Source organism: Flavobacterium pectinovorum, from assembly GCF_006438875.1.
In the GTDB taxonomy this organism is placed as follows: domain Bacteria; phylum Bacteroidota; class Bacteroidia; order Flavobacteriales; family Flavobacteriaceae; genus Flavobacterium; species Flavobacterium pectinovorum_A.
On the sequence record NZ_RCZH01000018.1, the window covers coordinates 112,980 to 135,706 of the forward strand.

Genomic DNA, 22,727 nt, shown 5'->3' on the forward strand with positions numbered 1-22,727 from the left:
GGCACCTGAGATTTAATCCGGATCTTTTCTGTAAGACCTTAGGGTATTTAAAAGATTATTTTTTTGACAACTTTTCTGTTTTCGCTGTCAGTGACCTGAACAAGAAAAACCTGAGGGGCCAGACTTGCTTTGTTATGCTCAAAGTGGGTATCATTTATATTTTTATTTTCGAAAAGCAGCCTCCCGAGAATATCAAAAATCCGTACCGCAGTAATCATACGGGTACTTTGAACAAATAATGTAGTGCTTTTGGTGTATACTATTATGCTATTTTCAAGTACCGTTTGGGGATCAATGCCCAACGTACCTTTTGTATAGACTAATTCAAAACGCTTGTCAAAAGTTCCGATTTCACTATTGAAAGTATAGGGTTTGGTTTTGATACTGCTTGTGGTTGCTGTGAGATTATCTTTGATCAGTATATCCTGATCTCCGGTAAATAAACCATCTGTTTTATAAATAGCAATAGTAAAGATGCCGGATTCTACAGCTTTAAAACCCAGTGGAACAGCATCATCAGCTGTAAAAGGCAGAACCCTCCCCTGAATAGTATAAGAAGTGCTTCCTATTAATGAATATAACTCACTGCCTGTGCCTCCAAACTTTAATCCGTCATAACCATAATCGATTCCGTTTGTTGCGCCTGCCGCATACCCAACTAATATTGTATTTAAGGCTGCATTGCCACTGCCCAGGATTAACCAAATGCGATGCCTTTCAATATCAGGTTCTACCGTATTAGCCTTTAATGTTTTACCCTTGAAAAACTGATTAGCATTATTTATTGTTCTCATGCTGTTGGTAAAAACCATACTTCCCTGAGCAACAGCCTTTACCAAAAATCCCTGACCAGTTTGTATAATTCCGTTTGGGGTTACCGGACTATTACCTGTTCCGCCACCGCCAACTGTTGCAGGTGTTCCTCCCATACCAGGGTTCCAAACTGCATAATTAGTTCCCGGAGGAAAAAGACCCGTTGTGGCATTAATAGCCAAAGTATGTGCATAAAAATACAGCGTACCTGTAATCATGGTACTATTGGCATTTACCAATGTAGTCCCGCTTATTGCAGACGGATATGGATTCCCTAGACCGTTATAGGCCGCTCCGGTCATTTCCAACGGTGTTGTGATAGTTCCGTTGTTAGGAACACCCATAAAACTTCCCGGCCATGCCGTTTGTGTCGTGGACCAGTTATTAGGCGCACGCACTGCAATCGCTTTTGCTAATGGGAAATTACCTGTTGCCGGAGTTGCGGTATACGTATTATTTAAAATATTATACACATAAAAACGATTTGAGAGCGTATTAGGCGAAAACTGCTGCAAGGTCTGTATACTCGTCACCGGACTACTCCATAGCGTATGATCTAAACGTATAATTGGGGCAGAATCGCGAATAACAGTTATATTTCCGGAATTGGCCTGATTACTATTTTGTATCAAATTAGAATTGTTCTGCATCGTAAAGCTGCTGCCTGAAACTACGGTAAGTATTCCGTTTAATGTCACATTTATCCCTGACGGAATCAAAACCACTGCATTGTTGTTAACCGTTAAGGAACAACACTCAAAAGAAGATGCCGGCGTATAATTGCTTGAAATAATAACCGATGTTGTACTGGTAGGTGCACCATTGCTCCATGCTCCGTTCCAGGTTGTAGTAGGGCCTATATTTACAGTTCCTATAGCACTTGCACTAATACCGTTACCATCTTTTACGGTAACGGTATAGGATGTAGAAGCTGTAATGTTCGTCACAACCGGATTAGCGATACTGGCATTGTTTAAAAAAGTGGCGGGTGTCCAACTGTAAATAAAACTGGCATCACCATTAACTATTGTATTTAAAGGAACATTTGAGCCACTACAAGTATCCCCTGTCCCTGTTATACTAACCGTTGGGTCGGCACCAGATATCCCTGTTACTGCTGTCACCTGGCCTGGCATCAATGTAGCATTGTCTACAATAACAGCATTTGCAGATAAGGCATTGTACTTTATCCATGGATTATTTATCTGATTAAAAATACCATTGAATGTCGCTGCTGAAATAGCAGATTCAGTTCCTGTAATATCCGGATTCGTATAAATTGCATTTAGGGTTGCCACATGCGAACTTCCTCCTGATTGGCTCACCATCCAATATCTGTTTAAATAATTTGAAGTACTGGCATTATCCGGATGTTTGGCATTGGCCAGCTTGACTCCAAAATAATGACTGGCACTATTGTCATCGTTCAACGTTATTGTTATGGGAGAATATTCGACTGTACCACTTGCGTCTCCAACTGGATACGTAAAAGGAATATGTTCCGTTAAAATTTTTCTAACCTCTCCAACACCGTCAGCTATTATCATTTTTGTCGCACTGGGTGCCGTTACTGAAAGCGTATTGATCGTAAGATTTAGTGTGGCGATATTCAGTGTTCCTGATAAAAGGTTCAAAACACCACTCACTGCAGTTTCCTGTCCAAGAACTACACCTCCCAGGCGGTTTATTGTTAAATCTTTTAAAGATGGATTTGCACTGAATAAATCAGAAGCCAGAATAATGATACCGCTTCCTCCAAAGTTCAGAGATGAAAGAGGACTTACTTCTATATTTCCAAAGGTTTTGCTTATCGTTCCGGAAATGCCCAGAGTGGTTTCCCCAACTTTTAAAGTGCCGGAGGTTAGCGCAAGTAAATTGGCAACATTTACAGGGCTGTACATCAAAACACCAGTACCATTATTAATATTAAGCTGATCGAATCCCGTGGTTGCGGTCCCCAAAATAGACTGCGCAGACACTCCATTGAAAACAATGCTATGACCGGAAGCGGCTACAAAAGTACCACTGTTGTCAAAATCACCACTAAGGCTATGGTTAAAATTGCCACTATTCAAAGTGGTTCCCTCACCAATAATCAGGTTTTTTCCTATTGTTAAAGCAGATGTTGCAGTAGCAGCTGTAGTGCCGGCAAGGCTAAAATCCCCCAAAATGGTTTGTAAGGTAGCAGGCATTGTCTTAATCCCGCTTCCGCTAAGAATTAAATTGGAATAACCTGCTGTGCTCCCATTAGGATTTAATATTATCTGTGATGCACCATTATATTCTACTGTTGTAGTACCTAAAACAATAACACTCCAGCTACCATTATTTGTCATTGAACCAGCAATCCTGATGGTACAACCATCTGTCATCGACAAAAGTTTACCACTATTTATAGTCATGTTATAAAAATCAGTGATTCCGGAAATAGTAGCTGAAGTGTTTGTAAAAATAATATTGCTTGTATTGGGATTAAATGTTCCCCCGTGATTATTCCATGCAGCTGGTCCGGCAATTGTAGCTTGGGCTGTCCCAACAGCATTTAATATACTGCCACTCTCCATGTTTAGTGTATTAATTTCTGTCAACAACGGTAAAATGGGGTCAAAAGTCGTCGTTGCAGCATCAGGAATAATAATATTTTTGGTTATGGATGGCCCAACATTAGGTGTCCAGTTCTGTACTGTTGTCCACGAGGTTGATACTGATCCGTTCCAAACCAACGTATTGTTTGTACTGTATTCATCCAAAGTAATATTCTTAACACCATCAAAAGTACTTGAAAAAAAAGCAATATTTACATTCGATAAAGAAACCCAGTTATCACTAGCATCAAAAGCCGAGGCACCATATTCTATGTTCGCAATTTTGGCCCATAAAACAAGACGATCCTCATTATTACCATTAAGTTCACTGTCGAGATAATGGTAAGAAACAGTAGCACTTGTTCCTACTGCTCCGGTTTGGATCACTTCCATTTCGCGATTTATGGCTCCTGCATGCCATGAAGGCGTAACACCAATATTGACCTTTACACTCACCTCGGTGGGAAGTGTTCCCACGTTTGCAAAATAGACTTTAGTAAACTTGCTTCCAAAAGAATAATTTACACCAAAAGTAATTGAAGCACGTCTTATAATACCCGTTGTATCCCCTATTCCATCAGTAGTGGAATTAGGTCCCATATTTAGTGTCAAAGGGATTGAACCATTGTGCATATCCAGAGTTCCTTTAATTGCCGAAGGATTATTACTTTGCAAATTCAAAATTCCATTGATTGAAAAATCACCTGCAGAGGTTATACCCCCAACACTATTTATAGTAAGATTATTGACAGCGTTTATAAAAAATCCTGCTGGCAATGTAATTGCAATTGGGTTCGTAAAAATTAGCGTAGCATCTGTACCAGAAACATCAATAGTACCACTTGTACGTGTTGGTGAATTGCCAGACAACGTCATTGTATTGGAACCAACCAAAAGGGTTCCTGATACTAATGACAAAGTGCCTGCCACTGAAACCGAACCTGATAAATTAATTCCTATTGAACGGTTAAGGGTAAGATTATTAAGAATTACAGCAGGCAGGCTTCCAACTCCACTGCCGCCAATACTAATATTACTGGTAAGGCCACCAACTAGAGAACCCGATACTACTGAAATTGTTCCGTTAAGGGTTAGTGTATGTGTACCAATAGTTAAGCCACCACTAGCAAGTGTCAGGGGGTGCATTACCTTAATATCATCATTAAGCGCTAATCCTTCAGGATTATTAACCGTAAAGCCGTCCATAGAATTGGAAAACAAGGCGCCCGAAGGAATATTTTGTGCCACAGTACCTGCAAATGTAAGTATGGAACCTACAGCAGTTGCGTCTATTTTGGCATTATTAGAAAAAACAAGATTGCCCAGCACCGTTAATTCATGACCATTTAGAAGCAGTTTGTAAGTGGGCTGTGCGTTGGTAATATTCCTTAACGATCTGTTTTGATCCAAAACGCAGTCATTAAATGGAGAAGCTGCAAAAGAGATATCAGATCCGTTTGGAGGAACAAGCCCTCCCTGCCAATTGCTGGCAACAGAAAAATCAGTGCTGGTAGCACCCGACCAAACATAGGCCGTAATTTCCAGAGCACCCATTTTTGGTATTGTACTCCTCGCCAGACCTGTATAATCCCCAGTAATCCCAGTTCCTGTTATGGCGGGCATGGCTGCTGAAGTGTAATAATTCAGCGGAATATTACTCCCTGCTACGGCGAAGAGAGGATTGATATTTAAACTTAAGGCATCTTGTGATGTTGCTGCTTTCCATAAGGCCAAAGTCGTTTTATCGGTAGAGAAAGATCCCAAAAATGCATTTCCGGTAACCACATAATCATTATAGTCAATGGTTAATCCGCTGAGTCCGGCTATACGAATAGCATAATGTTTTCCTGTCGCTCCGCCAGTTCGAACATTCATAAGAATGTTGTTTCTGTAATTACGTATAACCGTATTGTTTAAATTCCATAATGCAGCAGTTGAAGAAGTAGTTCCTGAACTTACCGCACCAGCCACATAAACCGTATTAAAATAAATATTATTGCTATAGATCGCATTATTACTGCTATTGTCATTGATACCATAAATCTTATACCCTCCGGTAACTCCTGTACCAATATTAATAATATTATTATCTGTAGTGGTTACACCGTTACCCAAAAGTATACCGTCTATTTCTGAAAGAATATTGGTCGACGAAACAAACAGGTCATGAATAAAATTGCCTGTAACGGAGTTCGTACCTGAATTAGGTCCCGAATAATCAATACCGATAACATTCACTGCAGCACTGGCATGTGTATTACGAAGATTGTAAATTGTATTGCCAGCCAACAACTGGCTGGTGCCCGCCAGCACTACGGTTTGCTGTATGCCTCTTAGGGTTGAACTCGCAGAAGTGGTTAAATCCCGTACTGTATTATTACGGATGATATTTGAGGCTCCTCCTGTACAGATTCCATCGACTTTGATAACAGACGTACCGTTGTATGCACTAGTCAGGTTCGCAATGGTATTTCCTGTAATGGTAACAAGATTCACAGCAGAATTAACATAGATTCCCCTCAGATCCTGCTTAAACAATGAAGATGTGGCCGGAGAGCTTGTCCTGATGCTGTTAGCTGTAGAAAGACTCCCAATAAGATTATTGTTGATAGTAATAACCGAAGATGCTACTCCGCTAATTACAATCCCTTCAAAGCAATGAGAGTATCCCGCATTTCCATTAGTGGTAATAGAACCAATAGTATTATTTTCCATAGAGACTTCACCACTATTAAGATAACGTATACCATGTGTAGTAGAATAACCCGAGCCGTTAACATTAACACTTGGCACACTCGTGTACCCTGATCCCCCATTGGTAATAGCAAAACCTGTAACAATACCTCCGGAAATAGTAGCTGTTGCTGTTGCTGTAGTTGTACTTCCTGAAAGCGTAAAAGTAATTAAAGGAGGTACCGTAAAGCCACTACCACCACTAACAAGAGTCAGAGCTGTAACAACACCACCCGAAATAGTCGCTGTTGCCGAAGCATTTGGAGTGGTTACCACAATAGAGTTTGTACCTGTTGCTGAACCAATGGTATTGCCAACCAGTGTAGCATTTCCCGCAGATAAATAAATTCCGTCCCACGGATTGGTGTTCGTGCTGCTGTATACCAAATTTTGGATTGTATTGTTCTCCAGTAAACTCGATGCTGATGTATTTCCCGTAAAATAAATACCACTAAAAAAAGTAGCAAAGCTTGAATTCATTGTCCATGGAGTTCCGGTACAGAACGGACCACTTCCTCCTATAAAATTGCCACTTATTACATGAGTGCTGGCAGTAGAAATGCGTATGACACTATAAATATTATTTCCTGTACAAACCAATGAAGCCGTATCATAGAAACTATTACTGATAATTTTCCAATCTGTACTGTTCCCCGAAATATTAACACCATTCGCGCTATTACTGTCATTGAAAAAATTGTAAAAGGCGTTAAAACGAATAATATTTCCACTGTTCTCGCGACCTGCCGTTCCATAAGTCAAAATCGCATTCATAGGACGGTTTACTCCTGCACTGGTCAAATTGCAATATTCAATTATATTATTGTCATTTCCGTTTCCTGATGCAGAAGATACAAAATAGACAATACCTGTTGCAGCACTTAATCCAGATGCTTTCAGCGTAGCATATCTAACAATATTATTTTCTGCAGAGTTAATGAATCGTAATGCAGACGCAGCTACACCTGTACCGGTATTGGCAAAGATAAGGTCAGCTGTGGTGCCTGTAGCATTTACTCGTCCGTCGATGGTCACATTATCGGCCCCGTTAAGACTTATTAAGGGATTGTCAATATTACCACTAACCGAATAACCGCTACCAGTAGCATAGAGTAAAACTGAACTGTAATTTGCCAAACCTGTACCGCTTGCATTTAAGGAAGCAGTAGCAGTTTCACTAGTACTACTTATGATTGCAATGGTCACAACACCTGTAACAACACCCGAATTTATGGCATCAAAAGCAGCTTTTAAAGTAGTATAGTTTCCCCCTGTTCCAACCGTTATTGATGACAAAATAAAATTACTACATTCGTGATCCGTTCTTTCCCGCATTGCATTTGCTGGTAAAAAACTCAAAAGAAAAATAGACAAAAAAACAGAGGTAGAAATAGGTAGCTTATCTTTCAAAAAGGTACTAATTGCTTTTCCTTTACGTAAAAGAAGCACTAGATTTTTCATGATAATCAGAAGGGGAATTTAAGCATAGTGCAGGTCTGGTCTTTTAGATACCTTATCTTACAAGAAAATACACAATATGCTTTTAATCAGTCAAATGTATTCTTTTATCGACAGGTATAACTATAATGTTTATAAGTTTTTTCTTAATTCAGCAATATTAACAGTAAATACCTAATTATCAACACTTCCACTATATTAATTGTCTCAAAAATAAAATAATCATTTGAAATAGTTCTGATCTTAATACCTAAGCTTTTAATGTACAGCCAAAATACGATGACCTATTTATTCTAATTGTATTTCCTTATCAAACATTATTTATTTCCGCTGCCCACATAATGGATGGTAAAATGAAGCAAAAGAGCTCTGGAAATATGCATTATTGGAATCTGAAGCCCAAAACAAATAATGATAAAAATCCCAGCATCATTTCCAAAGAAAGGGAATAAGACTCTTTCAAAAGAAATCCAAAAAAATCATGGGCACAAAAAGGATTAAAAAAAAGGTTCGAGACCTATAAGCTCCTGAAGCTAATGGTCACTCTTATTTATTAAGGAGCACTCAATTTGAGAGTTTTTCCAAAGGAATATATTTTTTGTGATGCCGACAATTCTCCTCAGTAAGCCTATTATTTATATATCAACTTCGCCTCTTTAAACAAATAAACTTCGATAATTCTTCTGTCGAAGTATTTAGTGATTCAGCAGATTGGATAATCAGGAGTAAAATTTCTCTTAACTCATTATTTCCAAGATTTACATCTTCACACAACAATTTTGAAAGACCTAGAATGTTAGCAACCGACTTTCTGACCTTGTGAGAAATCGCAAACATCATCTGTTCTAAATTGCTATTAAATTCTTCCATATTCAACTCTTTTTCTGTTTCTCGAATGTTCAAATTTATATTAGCAATTTTTAAATCGCTAGTACATCTTTCCAATTCTTCATGATTAGAAATAAGTTCTTGCTTTGCTTTTTTTAACTTATCTAATATAATATCTTGATCCATAATTTTCAATTAATAAAGTTGTATTAAAAGTACAACATTTAAATTTACGTTAGAATGACAAGGATTGTCCGATTCTAACCTAATACATTTATAATCAACATCAATTTACGCTTTTTTGGCTGATTTAAAATTTTTTATATCCAAATCTATTTAGAATTTTATTCTTAATAAAACAAGGATCTTGTTTTATTTTACTGCTTAAGTATTTATATTGTCATTCTTTAAAAAATGAACGCTGCTTATAATTGATTTGATGTGCTTTTACCTGTATTTATTGTTTCTAATTTACAATTATTACCAATTGTCTTAATTCAAAAAAATGTTTTCGTTTCTCCATTTTTGATCTTTATAAAATCAATGATTTAAAAAGCCTTTAATGATAAAAGTTATTTTCAGATATGATAGAGCCTGAAAATTTAAACCTAAAAATTACTTGACAGGTATCAGTTTAAATTTAATGTTGTCAATCAAAGTGCCTTCGGTACTTCTTAAAATTTTAAATTCAAATGAAGTTGAATCAGTTGTTAATCCCATTTTTTCTAGCTTCATGGTATTAATTTTTGCTTTATAATTACCCGGTAATAATCCCAAATAAGAAAAATATCCATCAGCCTCAGAAGTTATTTCTGCAATATTTTTAGATTTATCATTATAAATAGTGATAACGATACCTGCAATACCTTTTTCGTCTTGATTATCCACTACAAAGACACGTCCCCCCACTTCTCCAAATACTGATACAGGTACTTCAATATTTTTTACAAAATTAGGTTCTACAACAACTGTATAGTTCTTTTTAACCAGGCTCCAGGCTACCCGTTCAAATCCGGAAGGATCCAATTCTATGTTTAAATTTCCATATGCTTCAAGATCTTTTATAAGTATGGAGCCATCTTTGGCTGATCGTTCTGTTCGTCCTGCATTTACTATTACTTTTAAACCTTGTACATTCGGCTCATCATTGTCTCTCCTCATATTACCGTTCATATCCAGATATGGAATCAATAGAACTGCTCCTTTGCCTATGCTGGTATAATTATTAAAATCTGTAATACCTGATCTGCCATCATGTATCAAGCTTCCGTTAATACTTTGCAGTGTTCGGTAAACATCGTTGGTTTTACGCATAGAGAATCGCGTCTGGGCAAAAGCAAAATCATAACGAAGGCCAAATTCAACGTAGCTAATCTCACTAATGAAATTTTTTTCATAAGAAAGATTTACATATCCATTTATGAAAATTCTTTTTTCTAATTCTGTTTTTATAGTCATCACCTTTTTACTGCTATACTCATACTGGAGCTGCTGTGTAATGAGCATATTTCTAAAAGATCTTATGCCAACAGCGTAATTAGTGTAAAGGTAACAGGCTTTGTTTGGAAAAAAAAGTCCAAAAGTATTGGCACTGGCATTAACATTCCCTACAACAGTTGAAAGCATCCATTCTGTAGCACTATAATGTGTATTTTCTAAACGAATATCCTGCCATGACAAACGGGTATAAGCAGCATAATGACGCCCTCTGAAGGGAAAAGAAAGAATTGCTTTGTGGTCTTCTATAAAGGTATTATTGATAGCTGTTTGTCCTCTTTTGTACCAGTAGTTGTACATCTCAAATTGTAGGCCTGATGCTAAATTATAACTCAATACTGCCTTGGACCTCACATTATAATCATACTCACCGGAGATTAGTAAATTTGGAAACAACCTAAAAGAAGTATTTACATAAGGGATTTCTGTTCCCGAAGTTATAGAAGACAGGTATTCAAACCCAGCTCCTACAGTAATATTTTTGTTAAATCCGTAATTACTGCTAAATCGCCCAAATCGGGTATTTTGTCCATCTTCAACAATACCTGCGCTGACTGTATATTCAAATTCTCCTTTCGGCAAAAAATTAAATGGAATATTTATATTTTCTTCGGTTGAGCGTTCTTCTCCAAACGGACCGTAGAATCGTAACTTGACAGCAGTATTTCCATAGACGAGAGGTACTTTAAAAGTATAAAAACCAGCCGCATCAGCTTTAATGTAATTAATAAGTACACCGTTAACGTACAATTCTACAGTCCAGTTTGGTTCTGTATAATTATTTATGGTATACGTCCCAAACGAGCGTCGGTAGATTGTAGGGGCATTAGTTACCTGCACACCAACTATAGGGGCATAAATAGACGAGATAGACTGCCCTCTTATATTTCCAGCTAAAAACTGTTTGGCAAAAGTCTGGTCATTATCTACATACCGCCACAAGAAATACTGTTGGCGATTGGAAAAAGAGATATTACTTTGGTAATTTAGGATCACATTTGTTTCGCCACCAGCTACTATACCGCCAACACCCAGACTTGCTCTGGTATCTGTAGGAGTTTCATTATTTCCAGCCGAAGTAACAAATGAATAGTCTGCTGTCCCAAAATAAAAGGATGGGTTTTTACGCCCCACAAATACATCTGTTTTAAAAACACCTTGCAATTTGTTTAGGTTATTTCTCATTTGTTCCAGTCTCATTTCACGCATTACAGGTAGTTCTAAGTCTGTACTAATAACTACCGAAAGACTACGAAAATTGAAGAGGCAATTCAACCCAAAAATCTCATAAAAATAATCTGAACGTAAATAAAGGTTAGTTGTAGTTCTAATCAGACTATTGGGTTTCAGATCAAAATTCTTTCCCTGATAAACAATACGATTATTAGGTACATCAAATAAAAATGCTGAATTTGGATGGATAAATGTTCCACTTAGAGCATCCAAATTCCTTGAAACTATATTTATCTTTAAAAAATCAAAGAGATCAACCACAGGTATATAAGCAATTTCATTATATATAAGAGTCGGCATTTCTGCTGTACCAACACGCTGAATATTGAATGATACTGAAATTTCATCATAGTCAGTTATGGTTTGGGCTTTACATGTCATACCCGATCCTGCCATTATAATCCATAAAATGGTAATCTTAGCCCAAAAGCATCTATGTAAACTAACGTTGACTGTTTGCATTGATTAGGGCTGAATAAATGTTACAGAAAAGGTACCGTTATAATTTCCCGGAGGGTTGACTAACGGATTACCTATGGTTAATGTGCCTCCTACTCTAATGAGGGTTCGTGAAGGAGAAGTGGCAGTAGCAATAAATGGGCTTGATGGGTCGGCATTACCTATACTTAAAACGATTGTTCCTCCATTGCTTCCGGTAAGAGTAACATCCGGTCCATTTACAATGGTAACCAATGTACCTGGCTCAGCGTCTACTTCAAATATTGCGGGAGAAAAAGAAAAACCCTGACTGGTTTGTATTATGCTGCCAGTTGTTGATCTTGATCCGTTTGGATAAACAATCACTGTACCTCCTGTACCTCCCTGATAAAAAGCTCCAAAATTCAATCCTTGTGCCGGATTTACATATATAATTACAGGTCTGGGAGGATTCTCCGGACCTTGGGCATTGGCTAAAAAACTCACAAGAAAAAAGGTGATAGAAAAAACAATCGCTGCGGATATTTTTCCATTAAAAGAATATTTTATTTTATTTTCCATCTTACGTCATTTTGATAATCATTCCAGCTATCATCGTTTATCTCTCAGTAGTGATTATTTTAACGGTATGCTTACTGCTTGAAGTAATAAAACTAACTAAGTACATTAAATTTGAGGTTAGCTGCTCGAGCTTATATTCCCCGTTCCCGCTTATTGATGTACTTGAGATTTGCTGACCTAGAATATTGTGAATGAGTAATGTACCAGACTGCTCATTTACCAGCTTAATTTTAATAAACATATCCACACCTGACCCATAGGCCATAAAAATGTTATCATTATTTTCAATAACGCCATCTGCAGCTGTGAAAAGCAAAAAGAAACGATTTTCTATAATTCCTTTTTTCAGATTTATGGTATAGACAGGATCTTTCTGCAAATCCTGGTTGATACCCCTTTGAGTATCTCTTAAATAGATATGAAGATTTACAGGTAGGTTTTCAAGATCCCGAAGATTAAAACTTATTGTACCATCTCGTTCCGTTTTTATTCCAAGAGGAATTACTGTTGCAGTATCCATTCCGGAAAGTCCATTGATTACTAATTTTGATTTATCGGCTGCTATGGAGTATAAATTGGGCAGCTGATCATCTATATTCATCAGTTTTATAGCATCATAACTCTTGTCAAAATTGGGAGTTGCCTCATTAGCCGAATAAACAACCAATGGGTCGGCTAACTGGCTATGATCTGAAAAATTGGCGCTCATTCTAATCAGAATTCTATCAGAATCAGACCGAGCAGTACGCATCGTCGATTTATGAAAGATTGGTGAAAGATCATTTATTCGTGTAGTATTATTGATGCCAAGAGTTGCGATAACAGGATAAACTCCATCACTAACGTGGACAAAGAAACCTTGCATAGAAGCAATAATTGGACTTGCAACTCCGTCGCTGGAAACTCCATTGATATAAGTGCTGTATGCCCCGGTATACTGGCTTACTGATCCGGAGTTAAAGAAATAAATAGCATTGTCTATGTTTGTCCTGTTCCAACCCGTTGACGAATCCCAATTGATAGGAGAAGGATATGGATTTCCAACTAGGTTAAAACCTTTGGTATAGGGTTGATTGTTGTTGTATAACGTAGTTGAAAGACTACCGTTATTTACAAGTCCGGTCATGTTTACCGTTTTTTGTATTGTACCAGATCCAAAGTCTGCGGCATAACCCTGCAAAGTATACAATGGATCTGAAGGATTAGTATATGAAGTAAACCCACTGCTTACCTTGTTTTCAATGTAATTATAAAAATTAGGAAAACTTGCATTTAAATCTACTGTTGATGCAAAACTGTTTACTGTAACATTCTGGCAAGGGGGACTAAAATATTTATAGCCAAATCCTGCAACGAGATAGCGCTGCATGGTAACGTTCCCTGAGACTGCCCCTGCTCCGTTTCCATCAATTAGAGCCGTCTTATCAACTGTTGAAATCAATGTAAGATTACCTGCAGAACTCAAAGTACCGGTGTTTACAAGCAATATTTCGGTCAGGTTTAATGAGCCTCCTAACCCAACACCTGCCGGGTTGGTAATGGTTAAATTTCTGATGAGATTCCCTGTAAAAGAGGATGCGGCGATAGTTTGCGGATTGGTTCCGTTCATTTCAACAGTTCCCTCATTAACAATAAAATTTCCGCTATTACTGATGTTTCCTCCTATTGCGATAAGCCTGTCATTAATATCCAATGTACCTGCGGTAACGGTAACATTATTTTTAACTGTTAAATCATTACTTACCAAAGGAACCGTAACACCTGCATTACTAACTTGTAAATTAAACAGTGGGTTTGTGGTATTAATACTCATGATCTGAGTTCCTACAGTAGCAGAATTTCCCATTTGAAGTGTTCCTCCAGTAAATCCTGTACCAGTTGTCGACAGGTTTTGATAGCCCAGATTCTGTCCTGCAGCTCCTCCTGAATTTTGAATTACGATTGTCCCTCCTGACACATTAAAAGCATCTGTGACAACATCCATATTAAAAGGAGCAATACTACTTACAGTACTGCCAAATGTATTTACATTTATGATTCCTCCCTGCATATCAAAATCCCATGCTGCGCCAGGGTTACTAATTGCTGAAGCTAAATTTAATGTTCCGCCTGTTACAGAAAATTGAGCCTGATCTTTAGGAATTACTATATTGTCTATAGCATTTCCCATATTCAGAGTTCCTCCTGTTACTTGTACAGATCCTGCAACAGTCCAATTCATTGCGGGTGAATCAACTGTTCCGGCATTTACCCATAAACCGGCACTTGAAGGAATTAAATAATGACCACTGCTAATATCTGCTACAAATGGTGTTATATTCAAACTTGCATTATCCAGTTTAAATGTTCCATTACTTAAAGTCAGGAAACCGTTTGGAACAACAAATCCGGGAGTAATTACATCAAGCGTATTTGTATTGCTGTATCCTTGGTTTACTACAATTTTATAAAAAGAACTAATCCCTGATCCGGATATGGTCTGGTTTCCATCTCTTATAAAATTCACAGTCGCAAGACTATTTGAGTCGGTAGCCATATCCAGTACTCCGTTACTGATTATATCTCCTGCAATATTCACTGAATGTTTAGCATCTGAAGATGCTGATACAATCAGTGATGCTCCACTGGCAATAGTAATATCGTCATAAACATTAATTTTATGCTCATCATTTGTACTTCCTATATGAACTGCCCCAAGACTTACACTAAAAACTTTATTGACAGTTACATCATGCAGCGTAACAATACCTGATGAATTCGAGGCATCAAGATTATAATAATTCATATCTGTAATCGTTTGGTCGGCACTACCATTATAACTAATAGTACCTTCATTGGATAATGCATCCGAAGTAATTGTACTTGCATTAATTAGACTACCGGCAATACTGGTAACACCTGTTGCAAAGGTTTTTATTCCTGTATTATCCAGTGTCAGATTATTATACGCAGTTGCTGCTATTGTTTGTGCTCCGGCACCATTATAGCTTACAGTACTTCCTGTAATCGTATAACTGTTCATCCCCGGGATAAATGTGTTAGCAATGCCAATTGTACCAGTTGATGCAAATACTCTGGCGCCAGTTGAAGTACTTACGAGATTATTATAATTATAAGCTGGTATGGTTTGTGACCCCAATCCGGTAAAGCCAACGGTTCCTGCAGATACATCAACAAGCCCTGTTATTGATGGGAATGTGCCAGCTATATTTAATGCTCCTGAGACCAGCGTTAAATCTCCTGAAACCGAAAGGGCATTTCCACCAATAATGCTTAAAACCAAACCGGGATCGCTTAACAAGAGACTCTTAGTTATAGCGGGAACATTAATATTAATAATATAAGGCCCTGTTAATTGCACATCGTCGTTCACTGTCGGAACACCATCAACATTCCAGTTGGCCGCATCTCCCCAATTGATCGTTCCTGCACCACCATCCCAGGTCTTAATAGAAATCGTTAATTGCCCAATTTGGAAATCTGCAAAATAAGTAATTCCCCTAGCTGTTAAGCTTGTAGTTGTTAAGGCTGCAATCATAGGATAATTCCAAGAACCACTATTGTATTCTCCTAAAACAAAAGCATTTGTAGCTGCACCTGGATCCACATCTGCTGCTATGTAATTAAAAGTGACATTAGCAGTACTAAAAGTAATTCCATTGTTATTTAATGTCCAATATCTGTTTACGCTTTTGGCAGAATTGATCAGTGAATTGCTTATGCTTGGCTGATCGCCTTCGATAGTAGATACTGTCAAATCTCCCGAAGTACTAATATTAGCAAAAGCCACAGAAACAGGAAGAAAGTTAGTCGAATTTCCTATTTCGAAAGTTTTAGTAATTACCCCCGTTCCTGTATTCTTCTGCAACCTGCCATATACCCAGCCCGTATTCTGTGCTGCTCCTGAAACTGAACCTGCTGCCGGTTGGATAACTACATAATTACCTGTTTTAATTTTTCCTGTTGTAAAACTCAGGGTATTATTAACGGTTATATTTGAAGACATGGTAACAATTCCCCCACTATTGTTTAAGGTAAGCCGATATAAAGGAGAGACGGAGTACATATCTTGAGTAGTGCTTCCGTTTAAAGTAAAAATAGAAGTCCCACTATTTATAGTGCCATTATTTAAAAGATTACCGCCAAGTAAGTAATTATAATTTCCGGCATTAAATACCGATCCATTGTTAATGGTAAAATTGTTTGTAATTGTAAGATTAGAAACAGAAGTAATACCTACTGCATTTGTATTTGAAATTAACACGTTTTGCAATGATGCTGGATTTCCGGCAAGCGTTATTGCTCCTGTGCCGCCAAAAACCACAGTTCCTGTACTTGAAAAATTAGTTCCCATATTGAGCATCACTGCAGACGCAGGAATAAAATTTAAAGTACCTGCACTTGTAATTGTTCCATTATTGGTAAGAGTGCCTAGCAGATTGTGTGTTGATATACCTCCATTAAAAGATGCACCGCTCCCTACAGTAAGGCCATAAGCAATGGTCCAGCCAACACTAGCATTAATGCCTCCTGTATTATTGATATTCAAATATCCGAATTGTGGTGCTGAAGTAGAGTTTAGTACTGGTGAAACAGAACCATTAAAATTAACTGTTATAGCCACTGTTGTGACTGCATTAATAAGACTAAGGGTCTGCAGAATAGTCCCCGTAAAAGTTGTGGTACCTAAAGTGTATAATATACCGCTGTTAATTAAGTCGGCATTAACAATAGTACTAATACTTGCACCGCCGCTGAGCGAACCAGAGCTGGTTATATTAAGTAATCCATTAAAAGTGACATTATTTAAAATGTTGTAACTTCCTGTAACAGTTACCTGATTGAATGTAGTGTCACCTGTTATGGTTTTGGTCGCACCTGTTAGCAATAGTGTACTTGCTGCAGGTACAAATGTTCCGCTGTTCATCCAATTCCCATTGAGAGTAATGGTATTTGCACCGGCATTAAAAATAGCTGTACTTTCTATAGTTAAATTATTTTTGACGGTAATTGGTGTGTACAATATTTTTGTTCCCGAATTTCTAAAAATTATATTTCCATAAACAACTCCTGGTAATAATAAATGTTGTGTCCCTGTTCCATTAAAAATAACACTGCTGCCGGTACTTAAAATATAATTTGAAAAATTATTTGGCGCATTGTCTGCTCCAATAATTAAGGTAGCATCATCATTTAATGTGGCAGTACCTCCCTGAGTAGTCCTATTGAAAAAAAACGATTGAATGTCAAGAGTACCTGAAGTTCCATTAAGGTTACCGTTGATCGTTACATTGCCTGTTAGTATAGCAAGAGTGCCCACAGGCTTATTAAAAACAAGATTATTAAATGAAGTTGTCGATATTGTTTGTGTTCCCGTCCCATTAAAAATGACGCTTGTTCCAGAATTATTTGATGTAAAAGATCCATTATTGTTCCAGTTACCTCCAACACTTACAGTACTGTTATTCTGAAAAATAGTTCCGGAAGCAACATTTACATTTCCATTAATAACACTGGCCGCATTACTATCAAATTCACCTGCTGTAATGTTCAGATCACCTCCAATATTTAAAGCACTAACAGCAATTGCATTAGCAGCCGCTTTATTAATCATGAGGTTATTATAATTTACTATACCCACATTCTGATTTGAACTGCCATTGTAGGTAACCGTTCCTGATCCGGGTGTAAAAATGCCATTTACATAATTAAAATCACCTCCAATGTTCAGATTTCCTGTTCCTGTAAATGTAATGTTGGCATTACCTTTTTCAGTTAGTGCTCCGCTAATATTTACTGTACCAGAACCAATATTCAAATTAATGGCATGGCCGCTGGTACCATCACTCAATGCCAGGTCACCATTAACACTAATGGTTTGTCCATTTACATTAAGCGTATGTGTAGCATTGGCACTCCAGATTCCATTCATGTTGGATGAAACAAGCGATCCTCCTGCAGCCATTGACAAGGTTACGGCCATTAGGCTGCCAAAATTAATATTTTTGACAGTTACCGCAGTACTTATAGTAGGTTGGTTCGTAAAAGTTGAAGTACCTAAATTCACTATATCAGTTGCCGCAGGAGGCGCTGAAGCCGAGCCTTGAGTCACTGTCCAATTAGCTGCAGTATTCCAGTCTGTACTAACACTGCCGTTCCACTGTACCGCATTTGAATTATCAGATATGGTCCAGCGATTTGTTATATTGAGTAACAATGTCTGCTCAATATAATTACTTGTTGTACTATTAGATGTTTTACCGCTAAAACCCCACGAAACCCCATTGTATCGCCATAAAGCCATGGTACTCTCATTATTACCGTTCAGCTCACTGTCTTCATAATGAAGGCGGAGTGTTCCATTAATATAAGTCCCTGACGGAATAGTAATAGCATATATACGATTTACTGATCCATTAAATGGAAAATCACTAATAGGGGCATTAACTACAGTTACTGTTACACTATTAACGCCCACTGCAAGAGTAAAAGTAATCAGGTTGTTAGGCCCTTCAAAAGCATAAGCCGTTCCAGATGAAAAGGAATGGTTTCTGGTTATTGTACCTAGTATAATACCATTACCTGTTCTTGTTGTTGTTATAGTCAGTGTATTGATTCCTGTAAGCACAGTACCACTTGTCATATTAATAGTAGCTACCGCAATATTGCTCAGCAAAGTAAGTGTTATAGCGGAACTGGTATTATTAAGTGTTACAATATTAAAAGTAGTGGCTCCACTAATTACTGAATTCTGGCTGCCCAGAAACTGTACCGTACTTGTTCCGGCAGTAAAACTACCGTTATTGTACCAGTTGTTGTAAATAGAATGTGTATAAGTACTGGCAATAAATGTGGTACCCAATCCTATTGTTATATCATTATTTACTGTTATTGCCCCGGCTGCTGTTTTATTACCCGCATTACTCGTTACCAAATTATTATAGGTAATTGCATTGATACTTTGTGTCCCACTACCATTAAAATTTACGGTGTTGGGCATTGCACTTACATTAAGTGTGCCCGCTGTAACAGTAAGCGCTCCGGCAACACCTAAGGTTGCATTTGCAGATAGCTGAAACGAGGTTCCATTGATTGTTACATTAAACAAATTAGCGATTCCGCTCAAACTAGAAGTTCCCGTAAAAGTTACTGTTCCTGCTGATGCCGTTAAACTTCCATAAACAAGTAGAACTGAAGAAATACTAAAATTTACAGCAGTGGTAACTGTGCCTGTAAGGGAAAGTATATAAAAAGTTTTAGTACCTGAACCCGATATGGATTTAGAGGTTCCACTCATGATAATAGTTCCTGTACTGGTAATAAAACTTCCACTCACTGCTAAATTACCAGTTAAGATAATAGATGAGGTAGTTGTCACTGATCCACTAATAGTAAGGTTATCGACAGAAATCGAAACTCCACTAATAATAGTACTTGTTCCCGTCATAGTCAAGGTTCCTCCAGATGCCTGAGTAAATGACCCTGATCCAGTTGTAGCTAAATTTCCTGATAAAGTAAGCCCTTCTGCTGAAAAACTGACCAAAGATGCGGCTACTGTAAGACTATTGAAATTTTGAGTACCCGATCCGCTTACTGCAGTGCCTGAACCTGTAAAAATTATAGTACCTGTATTACCATTAAATGTGCCGCTATTTATCCAGTTTCCTCCTATATTATGACTAAAACTGCCACCATTAAACGTGGTAGAAGCTCCAATTACAATATTTCCATTTATTGTAATAGCCGAACCTGCAGTAAATGTTACCGAAGTTCCGGCACCTATCAAACTGGTTAAGTTACCAATTATGGTTAAAGCTGCAGCGGGGAAAATTTTTACTGCTAAACCACTTGAACTGCTTAACCGCAAGTTACCATAAACCTGATTGGCAACTGTTTGGTTAGTACCTGAATATTCAACTGTACTGGCCGTAACTAGAGTATTAGTCGTATAATTTGAAGGATAAGTATTTGTACCTCCTATTTTTAGTGTCGCATTATTGGCTACGGTAAGTGTACCGCCGGCTGTCGCTCTGTTGGCTGTAAAGGCTCCCAAATCAAGAATTCCTGTATTTACAGAAAGATTTCCGGTAATACTGGTATTGGAAGCAAGACTAACCGTGTTTCCAACATTTGCTATGATAAGGTTATTAAAAGCGGTTGAAAAAGTTCCTCCAATAACTTTGGCTGTTGTACTATTAAATGTAACCGTACTTATACCTGCTGTAAAAGCTGTAGCCGATGCATTATTTGTCCAGTTCCCAGCTATATTAATATTGAAATTATTTGCATTTAGCAAACCCGCAGTAATTATCAGGTCATTATTAATAGTAATACCTGATGGTAATAACAATCCACTGCTATTATTTAGTGTAAGATTAAAAAATGAAGTAAGACCAGAAAAAGTCTGCTGACCGGTTGTTCCATTAAAATTTATGGTTCCTGTATTAGCAAAAGTACCATTGTTTATTAACGTACCAGCAATATTTAAAGTCCCCGCACCTGACAATGTTAAATTTGCTCCATTATTTACGGTAAGACTTCGGCTATTCACACTGGTACTAATATTGGGCATTCTGGCTGAGCCTGCTGTAATTACCACATCTGTAACAGCTGTTGGTAAAGTGCCACTACACCAGTTAGCAGCATTAGCCCAATCTGTACTCACGTTTCCAGTCCATTGTCCGCTTGTGGTAGTAGATACAACATTTGTATAGGCCGTTGTAGTAACAGCACATCCCGCTAAAGTTACCTGTACGGTATAAATACCTGCATATGCTGCTGAATATGTAAGACTTGGGTTTTGCAGCAACGAAGTAAAACCATTAGGGCCTGTCCATGAATAACTAGCTCCTGATGTGGTAGAAGCAATAAGGTTAAGATTGGCTCCGGCACAAACCGGAGAATTACTTCCCGCACCATCTGGCGAATTGTACAATACACTTACCTCAGAAGCAGATAATTCCCGGTGGTAAATCACCATATCATCTAATGTTCCCTGAAAAAAATAACTTGAAGATTCATTAGGCCATGTAGAAATATCACTATATCCTAATCGCCAATATCCAGTAGTGGTCTCAGCAGTTGTTACCGTTAAATCACTTGCAGAGAGTACACCATCAATATATAATTTCATACCTCCCGCTCCAAGGGTAGCAGTAACCATATGCCAGTTTCCATCGTTGTAAGCAGTGGTTGTATTGATGTATTTTTTTACTGCGCCCGGTGCTACACCAAAATATAATACTCCTGTACTGGTCATATAAATAAATCGGTCTCTGGTACCACCAACACCGGTTTGAAGACTCGAAAATCCAATCAATGCACCACCAATAGTGGTTGTGGTTTTAAACCAAGAAGAAACACTTACTGAAGCAGGGCTTACGTATAAATTTGGGGTAGAGATATAATTAGTGGTTCCATTAAAGGTATAGGCCTTTCCTGCATTATTAAACCGATCGGCAGACGCCGTAGGTGTGCCTCCTTGGAAAGTGCCGGAATTGTTACCTGTAGCATCAACTGCATTACCTTCAAACTTATAATAAGAGATTAAATTTGTTACTGGTAACTGAGATATTACGGGGCCGTTACAAGTGGTTGCCTGAGTTCCGCTAAGAGCGCTGCTCATTCCTCCTTCTGTAATGGCATATACCCTCCAGTAATAAGTTGTTCCTGTACTCAGCCCGGTTTGAGATGATAAGACAACTCCAGCTGCAGTCTGACTTACAAAAGAATAGTTAATCCCATCTGTAGAACGGTAAATAACAAAACCTCTCTCATTTGTAGAGAGGTCATTCCAGTTGAGTGTCATCGAAGAGAGCGTTATTGCTGAGAAACTAAGACTTCCTGGGGCAATAGGCATTGGCGGGGTAAATCCGTACGTTCTGCCGGTTACCCGTTTGGTGGTAATACTTGCTACAGTAGTAGAACTTACACTAGTACCTGCATTATTTACAGATAAATAATTCCCCGATCCGGTAGCTGTGGCAGTAATCCCAATAGCAGCAGAAGGAGCATTTACAGCAAAAGCATCAGAACGATAAACAAATTCAATTTTTCCACTAGTTTCATAAATATTTACCTGAAAAGAGCATACTGCACCTAGGGCTAAATAATTCCATTCTGCATTAAGGTATTGTATTGTAAATATTCTATTTCCCACTACTCCTGCTGTTCTATAGGTAACATTCGCCGTAGAAACAATATCAAGATCATCCCACAACGGTGCAATTACTGGCCTGGGTGACCCGGAAGCTGATAAATTATTGTTATAAACAAAATCAGTTGCAACAGTTCCCAAAGTCAGCCACCCGTTAGTAGTCGCTCCAATATTGGTATATCGTATACCCATATACCAAAAGTCAAATCCTATTGGGATAAGTGCAGATACAGCATCATCTGTAGACCCTGTCCATGTTGTTGTATTTCCGCCCGTAATTGGTGTAAAACCCGCCGCTGTAGTACCAACAAATGTATAATTAGTGATTGTTTGGCTAAAAAGCTTTGTACTAACAGAGAGTAATAAAAAAATAACAAGGATACATCTACACGATAAAGTAAAAATAATTTTTCTTTTCATGTGCT

General features: G+C 37.9%; 5 protein-coding genes. All 5 read right to left on the reverse strand.

The window, feature by feature from the left end:
- Positions 1-47: 47 nt before the first annotated feature.
- The gene (locus tag EAH81_RS22135) at positions 48-7,592 is read right to left on the reverse strand and encodes a T9SS sorting signal type C domain-containing protein (protein WP_140511175.1); all 7,545 of its coding nucleotides are present in this window, start codon (positions 7,590-7,592) and stop codon (positions 48-50) included.
- 639 nt (positions 7,593-8,231) lie between these two features.
- Positions 8,232-8,603, reverse strand: coding sequence for a hypothetical protein (locus tag EAH81_RS22140; RefSeq protein WP_140511176.1), 372 nt, complete (start codon positions 8,601-8,603; stop codon positions 8,232-8,234).
- A gap of 429 nt (positions 8,604-9,032) precedes the next feature.
- On the reverse strand, positions 9,033-11,447 hold the full coding sequence (locus EAH81_RS22145; RefSeq protein WP_206669103.1) for a hypothetical protein: 2,415 nt from the start codon (positions 11,445-11,447) through the stop codon (positions 9,033-9,035).
- Between the two features lie 165 nt (positions 11,448-11,612).
- The gene (locus EAH81_RS22150; RefSeq protein WP_140511178.1) at positions 11,613-12,146 is read right to left on the reverse strand and encodes a DUF4402 domain-containing protein; all 534 of its coding nucleotides are present in this window, start codon (positions 12,144-12,146) and stop codon (positions 11,613-11,615) included.
- A gap of 37 nt (positions 12,147-12,183) precedes the next feature.
- Positions 12,184-22,722 carry a hypothetical protein gene (locus EAH81_RS22155; protein WP_140511179.1) on the reverse strand — a complete coding sequence of 3,513 codons (10,539 nt, stop codon included), beginning with the start codon at positions 22,720-22,722 and terminating at the stop codon, positions 12,184-12,186.
- Positions 22,723-22,727 lie beyond the last annotated feature (5 nt).